Source organism: Mesorhizobium sp. CNPSo 4688, from assembly GCF_057784295.1.
The window spans coordinates 12,247-35,259 of sequence record NZ_JBWLUY010000013.1; the positions used below are offsets into that span (position 1 = coordinate 12,247).

Below are 23,013 nucleotides of genomic sequence, written 5' to 3' on the forward strand. Positions count from 1 at the left end.
CGTCCTGCCGAGATCATATTCCGGAGCCGTCGAGCTGCTGGGCGTCTTCACCGGCCCAGGGGGCCGGCATGGAAGCCCGGCTCAGATTGGCCGTCGGAAGCGGCATCCAGCATTTTAATTCGGGTTCAGGATATTCGATCACGCGTCCCGGAGACGAATCGGAAGACCGCCAGCCTTCGCTACCGAACTGGTCGGCGCGCGACCAGTAGGCGAGGTCGACCTCGGCCGGCCCCTGTTCAGACGGCCTCACGGTGACCAGGATGCGGCTGCCGTCCTTGGGCGCGCTCGCCATATGCCGCCAGCGATCGGGTTCGTCCATCTCATGTCCTCCTGCGGTCTGCAATCTGGCTGAATAGTCGCTTCGTGGCCGAGGCCGGTCAACCGATCTTTGTGTGGGACAGATCTATCGTTGGCGGCTAATCTGGCCCGGGCGCAGTCCTGATATATGCAATGAAGAGTGAGGAGTTGCTGCCCACGCGGCGCTTCCTGCGAGAAGCTGCTATCATGCAGCCGCTGAGCGATGCCAACCTGCCAGCTGATCGACCTCGGCGGTTCGAGCCCGGGAGGAAAAAATGTCGATCAAGGTGATCGGGACGGGCTTTGGCCGTACCGGAACGGATTCCATGCGCGAAGCGCTGACCATACTCGGCCTGGGCCCCTGTCATCACATGTCCGAAGTCATCGCCAACGAGGAGCAGAAGCGGCTCTGGCGCGCACTGGCGAAGGGTGCTGCGCCTGACTGGAGCGAGCTGTTTGCCGGCTATGCCTCCTGCATGGACTGGCCATCGGCGCATTATTGGCGCCAGCTGATCGAAGTCTATCCCGACGCCTCGGTCATCCTCACCTGGCGCTCGCCAGAAAGCTGGTGGCAGAGTTTCGAGAAGACCATCCTGACCAGCATCAGCCAGCTCGAGGATCAGGAGGCGCTTGGCATTTCCTTGATCGCCAAGCAGGTCTTCGGCGGCAAGGCGCATGATCGCGCGACCGCGATCGCCCTCTATGAAGCCAACGTCGCCGCGGTCATGGCGACAGTTCCTCCGGAGCGGCTGCTGGTCCATAAACTGGGCGACGGCTGGGAGACCCTGTGTGCGCATCTGCGCGTTCCAGTGCCCGACCGGCCCTATCCCAATCGCAACGACACCAGGGAATTTCAGGCGCAGTTCGGGCTGAACCGGCGGTGCTGAGCAAGGTCGGCGGCTCTAATATTCCTGCGCCGTCGGCCGAAACAGGATCTCGTTGATGTCGACCTCGTCGGGCTGGCTCATCGCGAATACCACCGTTCGGGCGAAGGAATCGGCCGGTATGGCCACCCGGTCGTAGAGCGCGCGCACGCCTTGGGCGACATCGGCTTCGGTGACGCTGTCCGGCAATTCCGTCGCCACGGCACCGGGCGATATGATGGTGGTGCGGATGTTGTAGGGCTTGACCTCCTGGCGCAGTCCTTCCGAGATGACGCGCACCGCATGCTTGGTGGCGGCATAGACCGCGCCGCCCGGCCCGACTTTGTGGCCGGCGACCGACGAGACGTTGATGATGTGGCCGCTCTTCTGCGTCTTCATGTGCGGCAGGGCAGCGGCGATGCCATAGAGGACGCCCTTGATGTTGACGTCGATCATCCGGTCCCAGTCCTCGACCTTGCCGCGCTCCAGCGGTGAATGCGGCATCAGGCCGGCATTGTTGATGATGACGTCGATGCGGCCATGCGTCTTGACCGCATGGTCGACGAGACGACGGACCTGACCGACATCGGTTACGTCGGTCTGCAGGATGCCGTCCTTGCCGAGCGAAAGCTCACCTGCCAGCGCCTGTAGGCGGTCGATCCGTCGGGCGCCCAGCACCAGTTTCGCGCCTTCATTGGCCAGCAGCCGCGCGGCGGCTTCGCCCAGACCGCTGCTGGCGCCGGTGATGACGACGACCTTATTCTCGATACCTTGCGTCATGACTTTGCCCTTCTGATTTTCGTCGCGATCAGCGATCGATCCTTGCCGCCTGTTGCGGGGAATAGCGCTCTCCCTGCACGGTAATCGACGAGACCGCGCTTTCGATGTTGGCAAGATCATCCGTCGTCAGCGCAACTGCTGCCGATCCGATGTTCTCTTCGAGGCGGTTGAGCTTCGTCGTGCCGGGGATCGGGACGATCCAGGGCTTTTGCGCCAGCAGCCAGGCGAGCGCGACCTGCGCCGGGGTCACCTTCTTCTTGGCCGCGATGACGCCGATGGCATCGACCAGAGCCTGGTTCGCCAGCCTGGCCTCCGCCGAAAAGCGCGGCACGGTGTTGCGGAAGTCGCTGCTGTCGAACGTCGTGTCGGCGCTGATGGCGCCGGTGAGAAAACCTTTGCCGAGCGGACTGAAAGGCACGAGGCCGATCCCCAGTTCCTCCAACACCGGTAGGATCGCCTCTTCGGGCTCGCGCCACCACAGCGAGTATTCGCTTTGCAGGGCCGCAACCGGCTGCACCGCATGCGCGCGCCGAATGGTGCGCACGCCGGCCTCGGAAAGACCGAAATGCTTGACCTTGCCCTGTTGGATCAAGTCCTTGACGGTGCCCGCCACCTCTTCGATCGGCACGACCGGATCGACGCGATGCTGGTAGAGAAGATCAATGCGGTCCGTCCTCAGCCGTCTGAGCGAGGCCTCGACGACCTCGCGAATGTGCTCCGGCCTGCTGTCCATGCCGCTGTGTCCGGCAGTGCCTGCAATGTCGATGCCGAATTTGGTGGCGATCACCACCTGGTCGCGGATCGGCTGCAGCGCCTCGCCGACGACCTCTTCGTTCTTGAACGGTCCATAGACTTCGGCTGTGTCGAAGAAGGTGATGCCGCGCTCGAACGCCGCGCGGATCAGGCGAACCGCATCCGCCGTCTCCATCGGCGCCCCGTAGGACTGGTTCATTCCCATGCAGCCCAATCCGATGGCTGAGACTTCGAGGCCGTTTGTTCCAAGTGTGCGCTTTTGCATTGTCATTGTCCTTGTTTCTCGGCGTCGGCCTGCTCGAAGACGTTCCGGGCAATGCCGATCGCAGTGGCTGCCGTCGGCCATCCGGAGTAGAAGGCGAGATGGGTGATGGCTTCGATGAGTTCGTCGCGGGTCACGCCGTTGTCGAGCGCCCGCTTCATGTGCCCCGGCATTTCATTGATCCGGTAACCTGAGATCAGGCTGGCGACGGTGATGAGGCTGCGGTCACGCGGCGAAAGGCCGGGGCGCTTCCAGACATCGCCGAAGAGCACCTCGTCGGTGTATCTGCCGAGGGCAGGGGCGATGTCGGAGAATGGGTTCTTGGGAGATGCGCCGGTTACGATGGATTGACCTCGCTGCGAGCCGCTTCGCTTGATGTCCATGGATTTGTTCCTTCTCGATGCCGGCGGAAGATGGCCGCCGTCTTTGCCCCGCTTTGGACTGCCCGATTTGTGATGGAGCCTATTTAGGGCCTGCGATTATCCACGATTAGGTGCAATATCCGGCATGTACCTATGAGGAGAGCTCATCAATGCCGCGCGACAATCTGAATGAGCTCACCGCCTTCCTCGCCGTCGCGCGCGAGCGGAGTTTCACCAAGGCTGCGGCCAAGCTCGGCGTCTCGCAATCGGCGCTCAGCCACACGTTGCGCGCACTGGAGGAGCGGCTTGGCGTGCGGCTTCTGACCCGCACCACGCGCAGTGTGTCGCCGACCGAGGCCGGCGAGCGCCTGGTCAGCACGATAGGCCCGAGGCTGGACGAGATCGAAGCCGAACTCGCGGCGCTCGGCGAACTGCGCGAAAAACCCGGCGGCACCATCCGCATCACCGCCGGCGAGCATTCGGCGGATGCGATCCTTTGGCCGGCCTTGGCGAAGTTCCTGCCCGATTATCCCGACATCAGGGTCGAAATCATCGTTGACTATGGCCTGACCGATATCGTTGCCCAGCGCTATGATGCCGGTGTGCGGCTTGGCGAACAGGTGGCGCGCGACATGATCGCCGTGCGCATCGGCCCCGACATGCGCATGGCGGTGGTGGGGTCGCCAGCTTACTTCGCCACGCGGCCGAAGCCGCGCACGCCGCAGGACCTGACGACCCACAATTGCATCAATCTGCGCCTGCCGACCTATGGCGGACTCTACGCCTGGGAATTCGAAAAGGCCGGACGCGAGTTGAAGGTGCGCGTTGAGGGCCAGTTGGTCTTCAACACGGCGGCACTGCGCCTGAATGCCGTGCTGGCGGGGCTCGGGCTTGCCTATTTGCCCGAGGATCAGGTGACGGCTCAACTGGCCGACGGTCGGCTGATGCGGGTACTGTCCGACTGGTGCCCGCCCTTTCCCGGCTACCATCTGTATTACCCCAGCCGCCGCCAGGCGACGCCTGCCTTCTCGCTGCTTGTCGATGCGCTGCGCCATCGCGGCTGAGCCACACGCGTCGGCATGCCTTCGGCGAAACAATCGCATCCTTCTCGGACGCTGCAGCCAAGCCGGTGCGTTAGCGCGGGGTGCCGGGCCGCAACAGGAATTCGAACCCGGCATGTGAACGGGCTCACATGCCGCGCTTGCAAGGAACGATATGGGACGTCCGGCCTTACAGGGGGATTCGGATGACGCTAGCCGATCTGTCTTTCTATCTGTTCACCATTTTCAACGGCTTGCGCGTGGTTTCTTACCTGCCGCAGATCGTGCGGGTTGCGCAGGACAAGCATGGCGCGACGGCGATTTCCTACGCGACCTGGCTGTTGTGGACAGCCGCCAACGCCACGACCGGGCTCTATGCCCATATCAATCTCAACGATCCCGCGCTGGCGGCGATCAACTGGCTGAACGCCGCCTGCTGCGCCCTGGTCATCGCACTCACGGCACACAAACGTCATCGCGCACGCCCTCGGGTTGAGGAGTCCGCAACCCGGCCGGAATCGTCCGCAATGATGGTAGACAATGTCTGCTGAAGATCAGCGCAGCCGGATTGCGCTTTCGCGACTATGTTCAGACATGCACGGTGCCATGCGACAGCTCGCCCTCGTCGCTCGAGATGAGGAAAGCGGCGGCAAGCATGCCGACATAGAGCAGCCCGACCATGCACACCACATAGATGCCCGGAACAGGGCCGAGCTGCGCCACGCGCGCGGCATCGAGAAATGACGCACCGAATCCGATCGGCGATCCTTCGCGCTGCAGGCTGGGCGTCGTGATTTTCAGCACCCAGGCCAGCGTCAGGATCGTGTACATAAAAATGTAGTTGCGGCGCAGCCGGCGTACCAAAGCCGCGCGCTGCGAGATCAGAAAGCGTGGCGAACGCAGGCCTTCGCCGACGATGGCCAGCCAATTGGAGGCGTAGTCAGGCTGCGGCGAGAAGATCTGCGCGAAATAATAGCGCTCGAATTGGCGCACCCTGGCCCGGTAGACGTCGAAGAAGCGATAGCGCCGCGCCTCGATCCACAGAAGCAGCGTTATCAACAGCATGGCGAACAGCAGCACGCCGTGATGGGCGCTCGGTGTCGACAGCGAGACAGAGAGCATGGCCGCGACGACGGTGATCGCCCAGTTGCTGGTGCGGTCCAGACGGTCGCGCCAGCCGGCCATGCGGGCGATTTCGGCGCGGTGGAAATGTGACATGGTGGTCGCGAGTTCCGATGAGGTGAGCTTCAGCGCGAACGCATCGGAGGCCCGCGGCGCTGCTGCCGCTTCGGCTGGCTTCACAGTCTGGACCTGGGACATCCCTTTGCCATGCGCCTCCCAACGCCATGGCCGGCCGAAACGACGCCGGCCACTCCCCGAAAACCACAACGCGCGGTCGGCTGAAACGTTCCAGCCTCTTTCCTTGGAGGGGTTTATGCGCTCAGCCATACCCGCTCGGCTACGCGATCGAATGTGGCGCGCTAATGCCCGCTTCCCGCGACCTTTTGTCGGCGAGACCTGACAGCTTCCCGCAGTTCGTGCTCGCCGGTGTGAGCATTTCGAAAAATGGCCACAACCATCACCGCCAGGATTTCGGCGTCCGGGTCCAAGGGGTTGAGATGTTCATCCGCGCAGACCTGATCGAACACGCGTTCGCAAATAGCCAGATCGTGAGGGCTGAGGCAGGTGCGATTGAAACGCCGACGCAGCATTTGTGCGAATCTTTCAGGGCCCGCCGCGCTGCGGCGGGCTTTTACCGACGAATCGCTGAGGCGATGGAATGCTCCAGCGATAATTCCGTCGAAGGTATATTGCGGTGAGTTTACTCGTTTCCTGACGATTGACCTGTCAGCAATCCCAAAATTTCTGCGCACTCCCGAGCTTTATACTGACCGATGTTCATCAACTGGTAGTAATCCTGCCGCTTGTTTTCCGGGATATGAAAGCCGCGCCTAAAATCGGCCGCCTCTTTCGGAGTTCGAGTGCAGCCGATTTTACTGGCTGTTACTTTCAAACTTGCCAGTGAGCATCCGATCCTGGCCGCAATATCCTTCAACGGCTCGTTGTTGACGTATCCGTCAAGAATTATCTTGCGACGGGCTTCGCTGTTGAGCTTTGCGTTCATCTACAGGGTCTCCCCAACTACGCTTCCACAATGCTCAATTCTATATGCAGCGGGCTGAAGAGTGTCGTTAGCGTCGCATCCAGAAACTTATCTCGGAATGCATTTCTTGCTGTTACTCACCGCGATCGCCGGCTCTGTCGACGCGAGTTCCGCTGTAGTTGGCAGGGTTGCGGCTGTGGTCATCGACGGCTGGATCTGGCTGGTCTGTCGATATCGGCCTCAAAGTCTTGCCAGATGCCCGAGGTACACCACATGATTGAAAAGGGGCATGGGGCATACCCGAATCGGATATGATACCACGCGATGGACGCTAAAAAGCCTGACGAGGCACCTGCGAGGCAGCCGCCGGAGCGTGATCGACGTCGTTGGCCGCGCGAAGCTCAACCTCACAACGAGTCGGCTTCGCCACTCGCGCCGGCGCTCGAGCCTTTGTCCTTTTCAACGCTCGAACTGGCGCCAGAGGATCAATTCGCCGCCTGGCAAGCGCATATGGCGCCGCTTGTCGAGGTCAAGTTGCCCGATGACAAATCGCCGGACGATGGCTTTCCCGCCGACCACACGGCCTGGAACCTCGGTAGCATGCTGATCGTTCAGCAGCGCGCAGCGGCACACAGTTACACGCGTTCTGCCGCAAAACTCCGGTCCAGTTCGATCGATCACTGGTGCATCGTCTTGCCCCATACTGGCCGGTCATGGACGGAGGTCGATCGTCGCGTTGCCGAAAGCCAGCCGGGCAAATTGGAGATCAGATCGCTCGGCTACCCGTTTCGCGGGAGGGTAACGGACTCGGAAAGTCTCGTTCTCTATATGCCGCGTGATTTGTTCGCCGATGCGGCGGCAAGCCTCGACGCGAAGAACAATTCAATTCTGTCCGGCAACTTTGCCAACCTCCTGGTCGGCTACATCAACAGCATAGAGGCAAGACTGCGCAGCCTCACTGCTGACGATCTGCCTCGCATCGTACACGCAACGCGCAGCATGATCATCGCCTGCCTCGGGCCTGCGGCGGAACATGCTGCCGCCGCCGAACAACTGGCGAATGTTGCGCTCATGGAGCGGGCGCGCAGATACGTCCACCAGAATCTGGATGCGGCTCATCTGACACCGGATTCAATGTGCCGGGCGCTCGGCGTCTCGCGCTCCCGTCTCTATCAGTTGTTCGAACCCAGTGGTGGTGTTCTCCATTACATACAAAGCCGCCGGCTTCTGGCAGCCCATATTGCGCTTAGTGATCCGGCGGACAGCCGGCGAATTGTTGAAATAGCCGAGGCCTTCGGGTTTAGTTCAGCGGCCAATTTCAGCCGGGCATTCAGCAAGGAATTCGGTTACAGCCCCCGCGAAGGCCGCAGCACGGTGGTGTTGCCACGCCCCGCCCACTCTGTTTCGGGTGCTGAACACGAGAAGGCCTCTTCCTTTGAAGGTTGGCTCAAGGCGCTCGGAAATTGAAACAGGATCGGCGATGTTGAGATGGGCAGGTTCAAGCAGGCTTGCCGGGGGCGGCCAGGGCCACGCTGCCTCATGGACCAGAATATTCGTGTCGCGTGGACCGCGCCATCATCATACAGCCAATTGCGATTTATTAACCAACTGAGACTGTTCATCGTTATCGACAGTTTGCCGCCAATCACGGCGGAGCATACATTGCAGCTACGCAGCATGTGGAACTTGTTAAGACTTCGAGTTGAAAGTTTGCCAAGCTTGGCAGTTATGCTATTCCTGGACTGGGGGACGCGAATTTGCACCGCCTATGGAGGTGGCACTTGCACCCAGAGGCATCAGGCGTCGGGACGGATAGTGAGGGGCCTTCCTCAAGCGATGCTCCACGTGCCGGCGAAGCGCTTCTTGCTGACCTTTTGGCAAACACGACGGAACTTTTGTCGTTCTATGACCGCGACTTCTGTCTGACGCACTACGCAACCAAGCTCAAAGGCGTGTACGGAGGCGTGGTAGCGCCGGGTGCCGCCGTTTGGGAGATCTACCCGAGCTTCCTCGATGCGAGGTATCGCGACGAATTTCTTCGTGTGTTCCACGGCGGTACCCCGGCAAACATCGACTTGCCGCGATCATCGGACGAAGTGCCCCGTTCCGTTTTCGTCTTCGCCACCGCGAATGGTGTGGGAATCATCGAGACAAGGGGGCACGGGGAGCGGAGCGCGGCGGAGGAGCAGGAGCATGTAACTCTGCTCCATCACGCGACGCACGACGTGCTGACAGGACTGCAGAATCGGCGGCGATTCGGCGAGCGGCTACAGCAGGCGCTGGCGGCCATCGGCGAAGCAAAGCCGAAAGCCGCCCTGCTGCAAATCGACCTCGACGATTTCAAAGCGGTCAACGACACGCTCGGTCATGGAGCAGGCGACACGCTTCTTCAGCTCGCGGCGGGTCGAATCCGCGACGCACTGCAGGACGGCGAATCCGCATACCGGTATGCCGGCGATGAGTTCGCCGTCATCCAATTGGGAAAGGATCAGCCAGCGGAAGCCGAGCGCCTAGCAGGATCGCTGGTCGACGCGTTCAAGGAGCCGTTCGTCATCAACGGCATTCCCGTCTTCGTCGGCTCGAGTATCGGAATTGCTTTCGGGCCGGAGCACGGGACCGATGGCGAGCAGTTGATGAAAGCCGCGGACATTGCTCTTTACGCGGCCAAGACGGACGGACGCGGTTGCGCTCGAACGTTCAACCGTTCGATGCTGCTCTTGCTCGAGCAACGCGAGAATCTGAGGCGCAACCTTAGAACCGCGCTGGAGCGCGGCGAGCTTTATCTGGAGTATCAGCCCCTCATTCGGTCTCCCGCGTCGGTGATCGGTTTCGAAGCGCTACTGCGGTGGCGGCACCCCGAGATCGGAATCATTCCACCCGGCGTTTTCATACCGATCGCCGAGTCGGACGGTCTGATGGACGAGATTGGACGATGGGTGCTCGAGGAAGCCTGTCGCCAGGCGTTGACGTGGCCCTCCTCGCTGACGATCGCAGTGAACCTGTCGCCGGCTCAGTTCCTTAGCGGTTCACTGACGGATACTGTCGCTCAGGTCATCGACGCAGTTGGAATCCGGGCCGACCGACTTGAACTCGAGATAACCGAGACGGTTCTTCTCGAGAGGACGATCGACAATATCGACACGTTAAACACTCTGAACGTCTTGGGAATACGAATATCGCTCGACGATTTTGGAACGTACTACTCATCGTTGAGCTACCTTAAGAACTTTCCCTTCGACACGTTGAAGATAGATCAGTACTTCATTGCGGACCTGGAGACCGATCTCAAAAGCCAGACCATCGTGCGATCGATTATAAATCTGGCACACGGCCTGGGAATAAGCGTCACCGCCGAAGGGGTCGAGACGTCCGCACAGGCGCTGTGGCTGATCAAGGAGAATTGTGATTGCCTGCAGGGCAATTTCCTGGGACGCCCGCTCGGAGCAGATGCAACCGGCAATTTTATCAGACGGTCCCCGCTGAGGGCGGTGCGAGCGATGGAGGAATCAAATCGGGCGGTTTAGAGTGGTTTGATAGAACCACGGACCCTAAGTATCTGTTTTTACACAAATCTGGACGGAAAGCCGCTACGCACGTTCCTGGAATTGCTTTGCACCTTGCACCCTTTGTTAACGGTGAAGTGGGGATTTGTAGAAACGATCGAGGCAGATACCGCTCAATTCTTCGAGTCGGTGCAAGAGTGACTCATCACGGCGCGCGGTGAAATTTTCGTCGCGGAGGCCATCGCCCAACCAGGGCCCAATGCTGATGGAACAAGGGAGGATGCCTATGGGACCTGTTCATCATGAGCTGGCTGGCGAGCCGACTTTTGCGCCCATGATCCAGATCGACATGGAAATCAAGGCTTTCGTCTCAGCCTGGAGACACTGCGACTATGTCTCGTCATACATGGCCCGGATGATCAGTCAAAACAGATCAGACTCGGTCCGGCATTCAAATCTCTTTTCCTCGGCCCTCAATGAATTGCTGGAAGTCGCCTTTCGTACGCGCCATGCCGGTGGTGAATTGGCATGCAGGGTGTCCCGCCACGGCGCGACAGAGAGGATCGAACTGACGTTCCCATGCGTGCCAGAGGAGCGCGAATTCTATGAAGAAGCCGTGTCACGCGTCGCAGGAACAGAGGCCAGGGAGCGATACCTCAATTCGGTGTCTGGGGATGTCGCGCCCAGCCGGGAGGTCGTGCTCCTGGAACTGGCTGTCGACTACAACGCGGCACTCAGGGTGGAGGAAGCCGATGGTGATGCAATCAAGCTTGTCGTGGATCTCCCGCTTGAGGGCCTGCAACATTGAGCCCTTACGACCTCCTCCCGCGCTTCAAGGCGCAATATGACGCCAACAACCAGGAGTTCTCCATATCCGGGGTGGTCCGGCCTCAGGCAATCGATGAGCTTGGGCCCAGCATAGCATTGCTCCGCGATGCGATCTGCCGTGTGCGCGGCGTTCTCTACGTCAATGTCAGACGCCTGACGCAGATGAACAACGCCGCGTTTCACGCCTTTTCGAGGATCCTCATAGACGCCTGTCGCGCTCGGCCCGATCTCAAATTCGTCGTCATCACGTCAAGCGTCGTCGGATGGACCTCGCGAAAATTCGGTCGCTTGAGCGGAATCGAGCCGAACATCACGGTCGAGGAGTATGACAGCGAATTCTATCCGGGACAGGGCTTCCTCGAGGAAGGCGGGTTCGTTCCGATCCTGCGTTCACAGACGAAGATGACCTGGCGCCACGAGCGCGCAATCTTGCCGCGACACGGCATGAGGCAGGGGATCGTCATGGCCGACATCTGTTGCGGGATCGGCGATTTCGCCGTGCTCGTGCAGAAGGAGTTCCAGCCATCGCGGATCGTCGCCCTCGACCACTCCATATCGAGCCTGAACTATGCTCGACAGGTGATGCGGGAGTTCGATATCCGGGGCATCGAATATACCTATGGCGATGCGTCGGAGATGCTGCTCGACGAAGCGCAGTTCGACCTGGTGACCTGCCGGCATTCCCTTCAGATATTCAATCGGCCTGAACTCATCCTCAAGGAACTCTACCGCATATGCAAGCCGGGCGGGCGGGTCTACATCACCAACGAGAAGAATTCGCATTGCCTCGGCGAGCCGCGCGCCGAAAGCATCCGTTGGACCTACAACGAGGTGGCGAAGCTGTTCGGGCATTTCGAGATGGACGTCGAGCTTGGGCCGAAGAGCCGGCGATACCTGATGGAAGCAGGATTCGAAGACATCCGCGTGGAGACCTTCATGGTCACTAACCTGGACGGCGATCCGCAGGATTTCGCCGATGTCATTGCGGCATGGGCGGATGTCTATGCGGGCGAGATGGCGACCAGGCGCGGCGATGGACCGGAGTTCGTCGCACAGTTCCGGCAGGGTTTCGAGGACCACATTTTCGCTGCGCTCCACCCCAAAGGTTATGCGGGTTGGCCGATCTGGGTCGCATCGGGGCGACGGCCGCAATGAAAGCCGACAATGAGCCTACACCGCGCTTCGGCCTGCGCTCCTTTCGAGCGAAATTCGTGTTGGTCGTTGGCGGCGCCGTCCTGTTCGACCTCCTGCTGAGCGGTGGCCTGGCCCTTTGGAACGTTCAGAAGCTGTCGCGCGACGCGACGTCGGAAGTCGGTGAGGGCCTGACGACCGCAAACCAGGAATACATTCGTTCCTATGCCGAATCGACAGCGTTGAGCGTCGATCTGCTGCTCGATCGGGTTCACGGCGACGTCAAGGCGCTGGCTGGCGTACTGCAGGCCCAGATCAACGAACCGACGAGGCAGCAAGAGGTCGGAGCGACGCTTTCGCATGAAGCGCCCGGCTCCGTGAAGGTCGTCTACGACGCCCAGGGCGATTGGGCGCAGAACCTGCCGGGCGCGCCTTCCGTGGTCAGTGTCTGGGGCTACCTGCTGGGCGCCGACCACGCTCCGCTGCCGGACGTTCAGAAGGAAATAGATGACAGTACCGTGATCGATCTCGTCGCACCGACTCTCATGGCCAGCGGATCGTCCAAACTGCAAATGTACTATATTGGTCCAAAAGAACGGCCGATCTTCAGGACGGTGCCGTATACGAACCAGGCGCAGACCTTCGACAAGCTTTATCCGGGGCACAACAAGGCGGAGTTCTGGGAGTTCTTCTTTCCGGGAATCTATGGTTCATGGCAGCAATGGGCCAAGGATCCGGCCTCGCGTCCGGTCCCTGACGATATCACCCAGACAGCGCCTTACACCGATGCAATCACGGGAAAGCTGATCGTCAGCTTTTTCCACCCGCTGTGGACGCGCGATCACACCGGTATCGCCGGTACGGCCGGGGCAGACATCACTCTCGATCAGCTCGCGGAAGTCGTCGAAAGGGTGAAGATCGCTGAAACCGGGTTCGGCTTCCTCACCATGTCGACTGGCAATGTGGTGGCGATCAATCCGTCGGGCCAGGCGATCATCGGCCTGACTTCATCAAGCGACGCGGGCACGCAGGGCGTCACCGGCCTGGAGCGGTCCCTGCGGGGAAGTACGCAGCCGGCTATCGCGTCGCTGCCTCTCGGCCAGAACAATGACGGTGTCATTCAGCATATCATGCTCGACAACAAGGGCGAACGCGTACCCTACATTGTTGTCCTCAAGCGACTGAAGCCGACCAATCTGTGGAGTTCGGGACCGATCAAGTCCGAAACGATGTCGGTCGGGATCGTCGTTCCCGAACGGGAGATCTACGCGTCCCTGTTTGCCGCGCAGAAGAGCATTTCGCGCGCAACCAATCGTATCCTGCTCTTTCAGATCGGTGCGATCATCGTTTCGCTTCTGATTGTTTTCGCGGCCGTGCTCGGAATTTCGAAGCGGATCACCGCGGGCCTCAGGGCGCTTGCCAGTGCCGCCCAGCGGCTCCAGACCAAGGACTATTCAGTCCGCGTCAGCATTCCGACGCGCGACGAGGTTGGAGCCGCTGGCATCGCTTTCAACCGCATGGCCGAGCAGATCAGCTTCCACACGGAAAACCTCGAGCAACTCGTCGACGAACGAACCAGAGAGCTCGGCGACGCCAATCAGGAGATCTCCGCTCTCAACGAAAAGCTGCAGGACGAGAACGTCCGCCTCGGCGCCGAGCTCGCGGTTGCCAAGCAGATCCAGTTGATGGTCCTGCCGAAACCATTCGAACTCGAAGCGATTCCGGGGCTGGAGATCGCAGCCTACATGCGGCCGGCCGACGAGGTCGGCGGTGACTATTACGACGTCCTGCAGAACGGATCACGGATCAAGATTGGCATCGGCGACGTGACCGGTCATGGTCTCGAGAGCGGCGTGCTGATGCTGATGGTCCAATCCGTTGCACGCGCGCTGCAGGAGACCGACGAAGCGGATCCGCACCAGTTTCTGGACCGGCTGAACAGAGCGATCTACAAGAACATCGAGCGGACGGACACCGGCAAGCATCTCTCGCTGGCCTTTCTTGACTTCGAGGATGAGCGGGTAACGCTATCCGGCCAGCATGAGGACGTTCTCGTCGTGCGTGCGCACGGGGAGGTCGAACGCATCGATACGCTCGATCTGGGTATGCCGGTTGGTCTGGAGAATGACATCTCGAAGTTCATCGACACGCGTGACATCCAGTTCGAGAGTGGCGACGTGATCGTGCTGCACACCGACGGCGTGACCGAGGCGGAGGATCAGGACAAAATGCTATTCGGGTTCGAGCGCCTCTGCCAGAGCGCAAAAAAACGTTACGGCGGGAGCGCCGAGGACATCAAGACCGGGATCATCGAGGATCTGATGGCCCATATCGGAGTCCAGAAGATCCATGACGACATCACCCTCGTGATCATAAGGCACACATAGCAATGACAACGCTGTTCGGGACCCCTGACATTGCAATCGGGATGAAGGAGAGCGTCAGTCGCGTTCGGCTGTTCGACGGACCTCTCGACTTGAGTTGGCGTCATTGTGCCACCACCTCGGACTTCATCGCCGATCTTTTCGCGTTGCGCTTCCGGTCGTCCCGCAATGACTACATCGAAGTGCGGCACAGCATCGGATATCTGGTCAACGAGTTAATCGAGAATGCCGTCAAGTTTCGCGCACCGGGCGAGATCGTGATCGAGGCGTCGATGGATTCGGAGTGCTTCAGGCTCAAGGTGTCGAATGACGTCGATGGTAAAAACGCCTCCGAGTTCAGAGACCTCCTGGCGGACATCACGGTTGGCGACCCCAGAGACCTGCTGATACAGCGAATTGAAGCGAATGCCGCGAGCCCCGACGTGTCACGCTCCGGACTCGGATTGCTGACGTTGATGAGCGACTATGGCGCACGCCTGGCCTGGATATTCAGCTCCGCCGACGAAAGCGATCGGATTTGCCTGGAAACCTATGCCTCCATTCCGATCTCGCAAACGCACAACTAGAAGAAACGAAGCCAGGTCATGGAAATCAAGACAGACGACTACCGCGTGTGGAACGAAGGAAGCGATATCTTCTTCGACGGCGCAATGCGGCTTGCCAGTGCAGAGGCCGGTGCGCCCATCACGGCTTTGGCGACCGGTGTTCTTGCCTCAAACCCCGCTTCCATTACACTCAATCTGAAGGACCTTCACTTTCTCAACTCTTCCGGCATCAACCTGCTGGCGAAATTTACCATCGAGGTACGCAAGCATCCCGATGTTCGACTCGTCGTGCGTGGAACGCCCGATATACCCTGGCAATCGAAATCATTGCCGAACCTGAAGAAGCTGCATCCCGCCCTGGTGCTGTTGATGGACTAAGGTCTGTTGGTCTTCAGGCATGAAGACCAACAGGCCCTAACTGGGTCGCCCGAAATTGGCCAAGGGACCGCATGAGCCAGCGGCAATCCTGGGCAGCATCGGCCAGTCGGTGCGAGAGCGCCGCACCGAGAGCGAGATATGTACGCCAGGATAAGTATCTGGATGCGAAGCTAACGACATTCCGGCCTCGTCCGTAGATGTTCGCGATAGTCCGGCGGGGGCTCGGCACAGGCGGCAGGCGTCCAGATAGCTGGGGTGTCGCTGCCTGTGCCGACAACGCCCCCCGCTACGCGGTCAAAGGTGTTCGTCTTGAGTAAGCGTAGCAAGGTCAGCGGCGGCCGGCTGGAGTTCATTCCGCCGCAAATCCCGACTCTGGTCAAGCAACCGCCCGAAGATGAGGGATGGGTTCACGAGGTCAAGTTCGACGGCTACAGGACGCAGCTCATCATCGATCAAGGCGGCGTGCGTCTTTTCAGTAAGAACGGCCATGACTGGACGGCAAAATACTGGCCCATCGCGCTGGCAGTCGAGCTGCCATGCAGGGCTGCCATTCTCGACGGCGAGGTCATTGTAGCCGGTGGGCAAGGCGCTCCCGATTACCCTGCGCTGGAAGCCGCGATCTGGAATGAGCCGAGCCGGCTGGTGTTCGTGGCGTTCGACATCCTCCATCTCGATGGTCGCAATCTTGCCCCCTTGCCCCTGCTGCAGCGGAAGCACGCGCTGTGGCAACTGGTTGAGCCTGGTGCCGGCAAGATCCGGTACAGCGAGCATTTCGACGGCGATGCGCTGGCGATCCTTCGCGCCATCGACAAGATGGGGCTTGAGGGCATCATCTCGAAGCGCGCCGACAGCCGCTACCGGAGCGGACCGTCGACCACATGGCTGAAGGCCAGATATTTCGAGGAAGGCGATTTCCGAATTGCCGAGCGTCATTCGCCAGCCTGGCACGGCTCCAATGGCCCTGATGGCCACGCTTGACGGCGAGAGACGGTAAATCGGCAGCGCTGATCGCAGCTCGGACCGCCAGCTAGAGCAATTCCAGGAAAGGTGTAAGCGGTTTTCCCGGGAAAAGCGCGTAGCGCTTTCCCTTGGGGAATTGCGTAAGAACAAAGAGATAGAGCGGTTCGCCGTTTCCGTGAAACGGTGAAACGTTCTAGCCCTTGTTGTCCACACTCGCTTTCGCGGCGGCCGATACCAGCTGGATCGCGGGCCGCTCGCTGGGAGCTCCGCTCTTGGCGACGACGACGCGGTCGCGTCCTTCGCCTTTGGCAGCGTAGAGCGCGTGGTCGGCGGCATTGGTGATTTCTGCCCAACCCGACCCATGCTCGGGGTAGGCGGCGACACCGAACGAGACCGTCACGGTGCCCAGCGTGCGGCCGCGATGCGTCAGGTGAAGCTGCCTGATTGCCTGGCGCAGTGCTTCCGCCCGCTCGGCGCCTTCCTCGAGTGAGCATCCCGGCATGACGATGGCGAATTCCTCCCCGCCGTAGCGCGACACCACGTCGCTTTCGCGCGCGTGCTCGATCAATGTGGCGGCGACTTGTTTCAGCACGAGGTCGCCGGCTTCGTGACCGAACGTGTCGTTGAACTGCTTGAAATGATCGACGTCGAGCATGAGGATCGTCAGCGGCTGGGCCGAGCGCTCCATCCTGCGCAACTCACGGCTGCTCGTTTCCTCGAGATAGCGCCGGTTGAACAGGCCGGTGTTCGGATCGCGGATCGATTGCTGCCGCAACGTCTCACGCAGGCGCAGATTGGCCAGCGCCAATGCCAGCGTGTCGACGACGCCGCGCAGGATCTGCTGCCTTTCAGCCAGCCATTGCGGCTTCTCGGCTGCGTTCGGTTCGCACAGATGCAGGATGCCGAGCGTCTCGCCTTGCGCCGCCAGCGGCATGCAGACGTAGCCCTTCTTGCCATTCTCGGTGATATGGGCGCAGCGCGGCGTCAGCATGCCCGGGCCGGCGACATGCTCCTGGCCGCGCCGCAGCGCCCAGCAGTCTTCCGGCGCAAATTGCGTGGCGCTCGACCGGACGTCGCCCCAATGCGCCATCTCCTCGACCAGATTGCGCGAGGCGCTGGTCAAATGCACGGTTCCGCTCAAGCCGCCGAGGAACTCGGTCATGGCCGTGCCGACCACTGAAAAAGCTTCGGGGAAGGTCACGCAGGCCTGCAGCAGCTCGCCAAGCTTGACCAGGCGGGTGGTGGTTTCCGACTTCTCGTGCAGCTCGCGGTTAAGCACCGCCAGCTGATCGGCACGCTCGTTGACCACCCCTTCGGCGCGGCGCAGCTCGCTGATGTCGTTGAGGGTGAGGACCAGACCGCCGTCGGATCGGGTGAGTGGGCTGCAGCTGGCGATAACCGGCAGATCAGATCCATCGGATTTGGTCAGGCGCACCTCGCGCTGGTGCTGGCGGCCGGTGGCCAAGGCCATTTCGATCGGTGAAGTGCCGGCTGCGAAGGCGCCACCTCTCGGGTCGCGCACCGTCAGCACCGAATCCCATTGCTGCCCGACGATCTTGTCGGCGCGGCGCCCGATCATCGTTGCGGCCGCCGGATTGGCGCTGGCGATGCGGCCGTCGCTGTCCAGCACCGCGATGCCTTCAGCCGCCGTCTCGACGATATCCTCGACATGCGCCCGCGCCGATGCAAGCTGGTCCGCCATGATGTTGAACCCGTCGGCCAGCTGTCCGAACTCATCCTTGCGGGCATGGCTGATGCGGGTCATGGCATTGCCCTTCGCCAGCGCTTCCATGCCGCCCATCATATCCTTGAGGCCGGAGCCGAAACGGCTGAGCAGCATCCATGCAAACCCCACCGCGACCAGCACGGCCGCCGCCGCGCTGAGACCAACCAGCCAGAGCATGCTGTTGGTGCGCTGTTCGGCGGCATGCAGGACGGGATCATATTCCAGCAGCACGGCGCCGATGATCGTATCCTCGGGATATTCGATCGGCACCGCGAGTATGGCGTTGACTTCCTCCGGGTCGACGAATTTGCGCGGGACGCCGTCTTCCAGCGTCTGGCCAATTTCATTACCGGGATCGTGTTCGAACTTTTCGCCGATCTTGTGCTCTTCGTCGGCGGCATGGGCGACGACAATCTTGTTGCGATCGAGGATCAGGAAGTCCCGACGCATGCGGCGATGCTGGTGCTCCATGAATTGCTTGAGTGCGTCAGGCCGCTCGAACAGCGAAGGCGTCCCGTCGGACGGCTTGAAGACAATGGTATCGGCCAGTTCACGCGCGACATTTGTCGCTTCGGTCAGTCCCAGATATTTGGTCGCCGCGATCTGCGTGAAGATGGCGACGCCGCCGACCAGCCCGATCAAGGCCGCGGCGCTCACCATGCTGAGGATGATCTGGCTTCTAATGCGCATGACACGAATCCGCCGCGGATACCGGCGTCCTATGCGCGGGATCGAGCCTGTATTTCATTGTCTGTGTTTATTACCAAATGCTTATCAACGTGCTAACGGCGAGCCCCCCGTCGAACGCGATCAAAGACGGGCGATTGCCGGCTTGTCAGCCGATGGCATGCCGAGGCCGCTCCTACCCGAAGCGGCCTCTTCGTGGGACTACCGCAGCCTTGCCGACCGTGGAAAATCCACCACCTCCGCCACCGGCCGTGTGTACTGGGCCGCAACGATCGCCTCGATCAACAGGTCGAGCGCCGCAAGGACCTCGCTGCTCGTTTCATCGTCGCCGCGCAGATAGTGGCCGGCCCGCTCCAGATGCAGCCGGGCGGCGGCAAAGTCGCTTTTCATTAGCTTCTCCTTATTGCCCGCCGTGCGCCGAACATGTGCGACTCGCTTTACCCGAAAGCAAACATCCACAGCCGCATTTGAATCGAATTGTCGTGACCTCGCCGGATGTGCTGGATGGGGAGAAACCTATACAACCTATGTCGGCTGCAGCCGTTGTTCCGGCAGGAAGAGATCGCAGCTTCCGACGCCTTGCTTCAAAGTTTTTCCAGATCGGTTATTCTTCGTCGCTCACGAGGTCACGATGAGCTTCAGCGCAAAACCCCTCGACGAGACCACATGGTCGCAATTCGCCACGCTGGTCGAGCGGCACAATGGCGTCTGGGGCGGCTGCTGGTGCATGGCCTTCCACGCCAAAGGCGGCGGCGCTGCCGGGAACCGCGCCGAGAAGGAGGCCCGGGTCCGCGAGGGCCATGCACATGCGGCGCTCGTTTTCGACGGCGTGGCGTGTGTGGGCTGGTGCCAGTTCGGGCCGACGCAGGAGCTGCCGCGCATAAAGCATCGGCGCGCCTATGAGGAAGGGCTGACGAGCCTACCGGACTGGCGCATCACCTGCTTCTTCTCCGACAAGGCCTATCGCGGCAAGGGCGTCGCAACAGCAGCACTTGCCGGCGCGCTCGCCGAGATCGCCCGCCTCGGCGGCGGCACTGTGGAAAGCTATCCCGAAGACGCGGAGGGGCGCTCGGTCGCTGGAGCCTTCCTGCACAATGGCACGCTGGCGATGTTTGAACGCCAAGGTTTTCAGCGCGCGCGCAAGATCGGCAAGCACCGCTGGGTGGTCGCAAGGACGGTGGAGGCCGGCGGCGCCGGATAGCTTGGTTCACCAAGCCGTATCCTCGGATGTGCTTAATATGATTTGATACTAATTTGATTGCCGCATCAGCGGATTTCGACGACTTCGGCGGGCGCCGATGCCGTTGCTGATGATGTGCAAGGCAATTTGAGAAGGGACGATTGGCAAACAGGGAGGACACACGGGATGGCGGCCTATCTTATCGCCGATGTCGATATCACCGACGCGGCCGTATTCGATCAATACAGGCGTGAGGTTCCGGCCACCGAGGAGCGCTACGGCGGCCGCTATCTCGCGCGCGGCGGCGTGACCAAGGTGTTCGAGGGCGACTGGCACCCGCACCGCCTCGTCATCATCGAATTTCCCGACATGGCATCGCTTTCGGCCTGGTATGACTCGCCGGAATACGAGCGTCTGAAGGAGATCCGCTTTCGCAGCGCCAGGACACGCATCCTGGCTGTCGAAGGGATCGCGTTGTCGCCGACCTAGGCCGTGATCTGTCGCGCTGGGAGAAATGTGGCGGAGCGATCTGACGAGCTTACTTGCCTTCGAAGAAGGCGTGGATCGCTGCTTCCAGCGTCTCGATGAGCTCGGCATTGCGGGTGCTGCCGGCCCAGATCAAGGCATTGAGCCGCATGTCCTTGTTGAGGAAGTTCACCTTCCTCGTTTCCAGCAGATATTGCACCACGTCATAGTGCCGCCCCTTGATCGCCTCGATGAGCGCGCTGTTGCGGCCGGTCTTGTCGGCCGCATTGACATCGGCGCCGTGTTCGACGAGCAGCTTGACGATATCCAGATGCCCGGTCCTTGCCGCCTCGATCAGCGCCGTCCGGCCATAATAGTCGGCGCGCACGTCGATATCGATGTCGGGATGCTTGATCAGCGCCGTTATGGCGGCGTGGTGTCCCTTGGCCGCGGCGAGGCTGAGCGGCGTGCTCTTCCATTTGTTCCTGGAATTCACGTCGATCTGCGGATGCGAAATCAGCGCTTCGAGCACCGGGCCGCGGGCGTTGTGGGCCGCCAGATGCAACGCCGACCAGCCGCCTTCATCCGTCTGGTTGATGTCAGCTCCCGCCGCCAGCTCGGCGCGGAGGGTCTCGATGTCGCCTTTCTCCGCGGCTCCCAACAGGGTCGACCAGCCTCTCGCGTCCTCGGCTTCCAGGCCCACTGCAACTGCCTCCGTGAACAGACTTGGCAAGGAAGCACGCCGGCCTGGCCGGCGTGCGGTATCTTCGGCCAGAAGCCTTTCATAATCGCATGCATGGGGCAAACAGATTCCCGCGCGGTCAGGGCAGAAACCGGGGACTTCAAGCCGGCTGCAGCCGCTCCCGGCCGGGCTGCGGCGGGAAGGCGATGGCGATGCCGGCGGCACCCAGGCCAACTAGCGCCGAGCCGATGAAAAGCCAGGAATAGCTGGCATAGGCGTCGAAGATCATGCCGCCGGCGAGCGGCCCGAACGACATGCCGAGGCTGGACAGCAGGGTGGCGGCGCCAAGCACCGTACCGATGATGCGCGGCCCGAAATAGTCGCGCGCCAGCACGGCATAGAGCGGCATGACGCCGCCATAGGTGGCGCCGAAAATGATGGCCAGGAGATAGAACTGTTCGAGATTGCCGACGGCGAGGTAGGCGGCGATCACCACCGCCTGGATGGCGAGGCCCACGATCAGCACCGGCTTGGCGCCCAGCCTGTCACCGAGCACGCCGTAGAGCACGCGCCCGCCAAGGCCGGCAAGGCCCTCGACGCTGTAGATCGACACGGCGGCCATGGGTGCTACGCCGCACGACATGGCATAGCTCACCATGTGGAAGATCGGTCCCGAATGCGCCGCGCAGCAGGCGAAGAAGGTCATGCCCAGCACCAGGAATTGCGGCGAGCGCAGCGCCTGGCCGACGCTGAAGCCGGGATCGTCCGCGGCAGGTGCCGGCGCACTGCCATCCGCTGCCGCGACCGCCACCGACGGCTGTCGCACCAGGAAAACGGCCGGCAGCAAAAGCACCCAGGCCATGATGCCGATGTCGAACATCGCGGTGCGCCAGTCATAGGCCGTGATCAACCAGCGCGCGAAGGGCGAGATGGTCATCGGCGCCACGCCCATGCCGGCCGACACCAGCGACACGGCAAGGCTGCGGTGGGTGTCGAACCAGGCGGTGGTCAACGCGATCATCGGCGCGAAGAAGGCGCTGGCCGCCAGCCCGACGATGACGCCGTAGCTCAGCTGGAAGACCAGCAGTGACGTCGCCCGGCTCGCCACCACCAGCGACAGGCCAAGCAGCACCGCGCCGGCAAAGACGACGGGGCGGGCGCCGACGCGGTCATAGATGGCGCCCCAGGCAAAGCCGCCGACGCCCATCACCAGAAAGTTCAGCGTCATGGCGCTCGAAATACCGGTGCGCGACCAGTTGGTGTCGAGCGCCATCGGCTCGAGAAAGATCGCCAGCGAAAACATCGCGCCGAGCGCCACACAGGTCATCAACGCGCCCGCCGCGACGATGACCCAACGATAGGAATTGTTCATGGTCTTCTCCCGAAATCGGTTCGATGCGGCGCGCCAGCTCCGTTGCGCCGCTTGCGTCCGAAGGACGTTGGTGGGATTTCGAATCCGACAATCCGGTTGCATTTTTTATCCGGTTTGCGCGGAAGTCCATCCGGATGTCGTGAAAGCAGGCGGCGCGGGGGCTGCGGCGGCAAAGCCGTCTGAAAGGATCAGGTCGCGATGCAACAAAAATGCCATGCCGAATTGACGAGGCGCTTCTCGACTATAGTTTGCGATCTTCAACAGGAGATATCGCTCATGGAGCTGCATCGCGGCCGCCTCATCGACCATATCCAGCTGGTGGTCAGGGATCTGAAGGCGAGCCGGCGCTTCTACGAAGCGGTGTTCAAGGTGCTCGGTGTTCCGATCGGCGGCGAGGCCGAGGACTATTTCTGGGCCGACGAATTGTTCATCTCCAGCCTCGACAGCCGGGCGGCAAGGGGGCAGCTGACCGGGCGCCATCATTTGGCCTTCCAGGCCAGGGACAACGCCATGGTCGATGCCTTCTACAAGGCGGGCTTGGCTGCCGGCGGCACCGACAATGGCGCGCCGGGCGAGCGGCCCTACCATCCCGGCTACTACGCAGCCTTCCTGCTCGACCCCGACGGCAACAACATCGAGGCGGTGTTTCATGGGCAGGCGAAGCGCAGCGCTGCTTCGGTCGAGATCAATTTCTAGAGCAGTTCCGGGAAA

25 protein-coding genes are annotated in these 23,013 nt (G+C 61.3%); 15 read left to right on the forward strand and 10 right to left on the reverse strand.

Annotation, left to right across the window (positions count from 1 at the left end):
* Positions 1-13: 13 nt before the first annotated feature.
* Positions 14-319, reverse strand: a complete 306-nt coding sequence (locus tag AC04SH_RS23875) for a hypothetical protein (protein ID WP_112566614.1) — start codon at positions 317-319, stop codon at positions 14-16.
* A 253-nt stretch (positions 320-572) separates the two neighbouring features.
* On the opposite strand from AC04SH_RS23875, the gene AC04SH_RS23880 reads away from it, so the two are divergent.
* Positions 573-1,184: a sulfotransferase family protein gene (locus tag AC04SH_RS23880; RefSeq protein ID WP_488576912.1), complete on the forward strand. Its 612-nt coding sequence runs from the start codon at positions 573-575 to the stop codon at positions 1,182-1,184.
* A 15-nt stretch (positions 1,185-1,199) separates the two neighbouring features.
* On the opposite strand, the gene AC04SH_RS23885 is transcribed toward AC04SH_RS23880, so the two are convergent.
* From AC04SH_RS23885 to AC04SH_RS23895, 3 genes are read right to left on the reverse strand one after another with little or no spacing between them, the layout of a single operon-like run.
* Positions 1,200-1,940, reverse strand: coding sequence for an SDR family oxidoreductase (locus tag AC04SH_RS23885; protein ID WP_477234500.1), 741 nt, complete (start codon positions 1,938-1,940; stop codon positions 1,200-1,202).
* 28 nt (positions 1,941-1,968) lie between these two features.
* On the reverse strand, positions 1,969-2,958 hold the full coding sequence (locus AC04SH_RS23890) for an aldo/keto reductase (protein WP_488576913.1): 990 nt from the start codon (positions 2,956-2,958) through the stop codon (positions 1,969-1,971).
* A gap of 2 nt (positions 2,959-2,960) precedes the next feature.
* The gene (locus tag AC04SH_RS23895; protein WP_488576914.1) at positions 2,961-3,338 is read right to left on the reverse strand and encodes a carboxymuconolactone decarboxylase family protein; all 378 of its coding nucleotides are present in this window, start codon (positions 3,336-3,338) and stop codon (positions 2,961-2,963) included.
* 149 nt (positions 3,339-3,487) lie between these two features.
* Between AC04SH_RS23895 and AC04SH_RS23900 the strand changes: the two genes are divergently transcribed.
* Together AC04SH_RS23900 and AC04SH_RS23905 are read left to right on the forward strand one after the other, a co-directional pair.
* Complete coding sequence (locus tag AC04SH_RS23900; RefSeq protein WP_488576915.1) at positions 3,488-4,381, forward strand: LysR family transcriptional regulator; 894 nt, start codon at positions 3,488-3,490, stop codon at positions 4,379-4,381.
* A gap of 182 nt (positions 4,382-4,563) precedes the next feature.
* Positions 4,564-4,908, forward strand: a complete 345-nt coding sequence (locus tag AC04SH_RS23905) for a hypothetical protein (RefSeq protein WP_488576916.1) — start codon at positions 4,564-4,566, stop codon at positions 4,906-4,908.
* 37 nt (positions 4,909-4,945) lie between these two features.
* Here the strand turns inward: AC04SH_RS23905 and AC04SH_RS23910 are convergent, their stop codons facing one another.
* On the reverse strand, positions 4,946-5,677 hold the full coding sequence (locus AC04SH_RS23910) for a DUF2270 domain-containing protein (RefSeq protein ID WP_477234490.1): 732 nt from the start codon (positions 5,675-5,677) through the stop codon (positions 4,946-4,948).
* 164 nt (positions 5,678-5,841) lie between these two features.
* Between AC04SH_RS23910 and AC04SH_RS23915 the strand changes: the two genes are divergently transcribed.
* Positions 5,842-6,177, forward strand: coding sequence for a hypothetical protein (locus tag AC04SH_RS23915; RefSeq protein ID WP_488576917.1), 336 nt, complete (start codon positions 5,842-5,844; stop codon positions 6,175-6,177).
* A gap of 2 nt (positions 6,178-6,179) precedes the next feature.
* Here the strand turns inward: AC04SH_RS23915 and AC04SH_RS23920 are convergent, their stop codons facing one another.
* Positions 6,180-6,482, reverse strand: coding sequence for a hypothetical protein (locus AC04SH_RS23920; protein WP_488576918.1), 303 nt, complete (start codon positions 6,480-6,482; stop codon positions 6,180-6,182).
* A 303-nt stretch (positions 6,483-6,785) separates the two neighbouring features.
* On the opposite strand from AC04SH_RS23920, the gene AC04SH_RS23925 reads away from it, so the two are divergent.
* The 8 genes from AC04SH_RS23925 (at position 6,786) to AC04SH_RS23960 (ending at position 16,208) form a co-directional block, all read left to right on the forward strand.
* Complete coding sequence (locus AC04SH_RS23925) at positions 6,786-7,928, forward strand: helix-turn-helix domain-containing protein (protein ID WP_488576919.1); 1,143 nt, start codon at positions 6,786-6,788, stop codon at positions 7,926-7,928.
* 407 nt (positions 7,929-8,335) lie between these two features.
* On the forward strand, positions 8,336-9,985 hold the full coding sequence (locus AC04SH_RS23930) for a putative bifunctional diguanylate cyclase/phosphodiesterase (protein WP_488577057.1): 1,650 nt from the start codon (positions 8,336-8,338) through the stop codon (positions 9,983-9,985).
* Between the two features lie 265 nt (positions 9,986-10,250).
* On the forward strand, positions 10,251-10,772 hold the full coding sequence (locus AC04SH_RS23935) for a ubiquinone biosynthesis methyltransferase UbiE (protein ID WP_488576920.1): 522 nt from the start codon (positions 10,251-10,253) through the stop codon (positions 10,770-10,772).
* Positions 10,769-11,947: a methyltransferase domain-containing protein gene (locus tag AC04SH_RS23940; protein WP_488576921.1), complete on the forward strand. Its 1,179-nt coding sequence runs from the start codon at positions 10,769-10,771 to the stop codon at positions 11,945-11,947. Before AC04SH_RS23935 ends, AC04SH_RS23940 begins: the two co-directional genes overlap by 4 nt.
* Positions 11,944-14,310 (forward strand): SpoIIE family protein phosphatase, encoded by a 2,367-nt coding sequence (locus tag AC04SH_RS23945; RefSeq protein ID WP_488576922.1) that lies wholly within the window; start codon positions 11,944-11,946, stop codon positions 14,308-14,310. Before AC04SH_RS23940 ends, AC04SH_RS23945 begins: the two co-directional genes overlap by 4 nt.
* A 2-nt stretch (positions 14,311-14,312) precedes the next feature.
* Positions 14,313-14,873 (forward strand): slr1658 superfamily regulator, encoded by a 561-nt coding sequence (locus AC04SH_RS23950; RefSeq protein WP_488576923.1) that lies wholly within the window; start codon positions 14,313-14,315, stop codon positions 14,871-14,873.
* An 18-nt stretch (positions 14,874-14,891) separates the two neighbouring features.
* A complete protein-coding gene (locus tag AC04SH_RS23955; protein ID WP_488576924.1) occupies positions 14,892-15,230 on the forward strand; it encodes a slr1659 superfamily regulator in 339 nt (112 codons plus the stop codon).
* A gap of 309 nt (positions 15,231-15,539) precedes the next feature.
* On the forward strand, positions 15,540-16,208 hold the full coding sequence (locus tag AC04SH_RS23960) for an ATP-dependent DNA ligase (RefSeq protein WP_488576925.1): 669 nt from the start codon (positions 15,540-15,542) through the stop codon (positions 16,206-16,208).
* 175 nt (positions 16,209-16,383) lie between these two features.
* On the opposite strand, the gene AC04SH_RS23965 is transcribed toward AC04SH_RS23960, so the two are convergent.
* Together AC04SH_RS23965 and AC04SH_RS23970 are read right to left on the reverse strand one after the other, a co-directional pair.
* Complete coding sequence (locus tag AC04SH_RS23965; RefSeq protein ID WP_488576926.1) at positions 16,384-18,606, reverse strand: sensor domain-containing diguanylate cyclase; 2,223 nt, start codon at positions 18,604-18,606, stop codon at positions 16,384-16,386.
* A 198-nt stretch (positions 18,607-18,804) separates the two neighbouring features.
* Positions 18,805-18,993, reverse strand: coding sequence for a hypothetical protein (locus AC04SH_RS23970; RefSeq protein WP_477234466.1), 189 nt, complete (start codon positions 18,991-18,993; stop codon positions 18,805-18,807).
* Positions 18,994-19,234: 241 nt separating this feature from the next.
* On the opposite strand from AC04SH_RS23970, the gene AC04SH_RS23975 reads away from it, so the two are divergent.
* Complete coding sequence (locus tag AC04SH_RS23975) at positions 19,235-19,804, forward strand: GNAT family N-acetyltransferase (RefSeq protein WP_488576927.1); 570 nt, start codon at positions 19,235-19,237, stop codon at positions 19,802-19,804.
* A gap of 165 nt (positions 19,805-19,969) precedes the next feature.
* On the forward strand, positions 19,970-20,272 hold the full coding sequence (locus tag AC04SH_RS23980) for a DUF1330 domain-containing protein (protein ID WP_488576928.1): 303 nt from the start codon (positions 19,970-19,972) through the stop codon (positions 20,270-20,272).
* Positions 20,273-20,321: 49 nt separating this feature from the next.
* Here AC04SH_RS23980 and AC04SH_RS23985 read toward each other — a convergent pair whose 3' ends face one another.
* Entirely contained in the window at positions 20,322-20,951 is a 630-nt protein-coding gene (locus AC04SH_RS23985) for an ankyrin repeat domain-containing protein (protein ID WP_488576929.1), read from the reverse strand.
* Between the two features lie 139 nt (positions 20,952-21,090).
* Positions 21,091-22,302, reverse strand: coding sequence for an MFS transporter (locus tag AC04SH_RS23990; protein WP_488576930.1), 1,212 nt, complete (start codon positions 22,300-22,302; stop codon positions 21,091-21,093).
* 267 nt (positions 22,303-22,569) lie between these two features.
* Here AC04SH_RS23990 and AC04SH_RS23995 point away from each other — a divergent pair, with 267 nt between their 5' ends.
* The gene (locus AC04SH_RS23995; protein ID WP_488577058.1) at positions 22,570-22,998 is read left to right on the forward strand and encodes a VOC family protein; all 429 of its coding nucleotides are present in this window, start codon (positions 22,570-22,572) and stop codon (positions 22,996-22,998) included.
* The last annotated feature ends 15 nt before the right edge of the window (positions 22,999-23,013 follow it).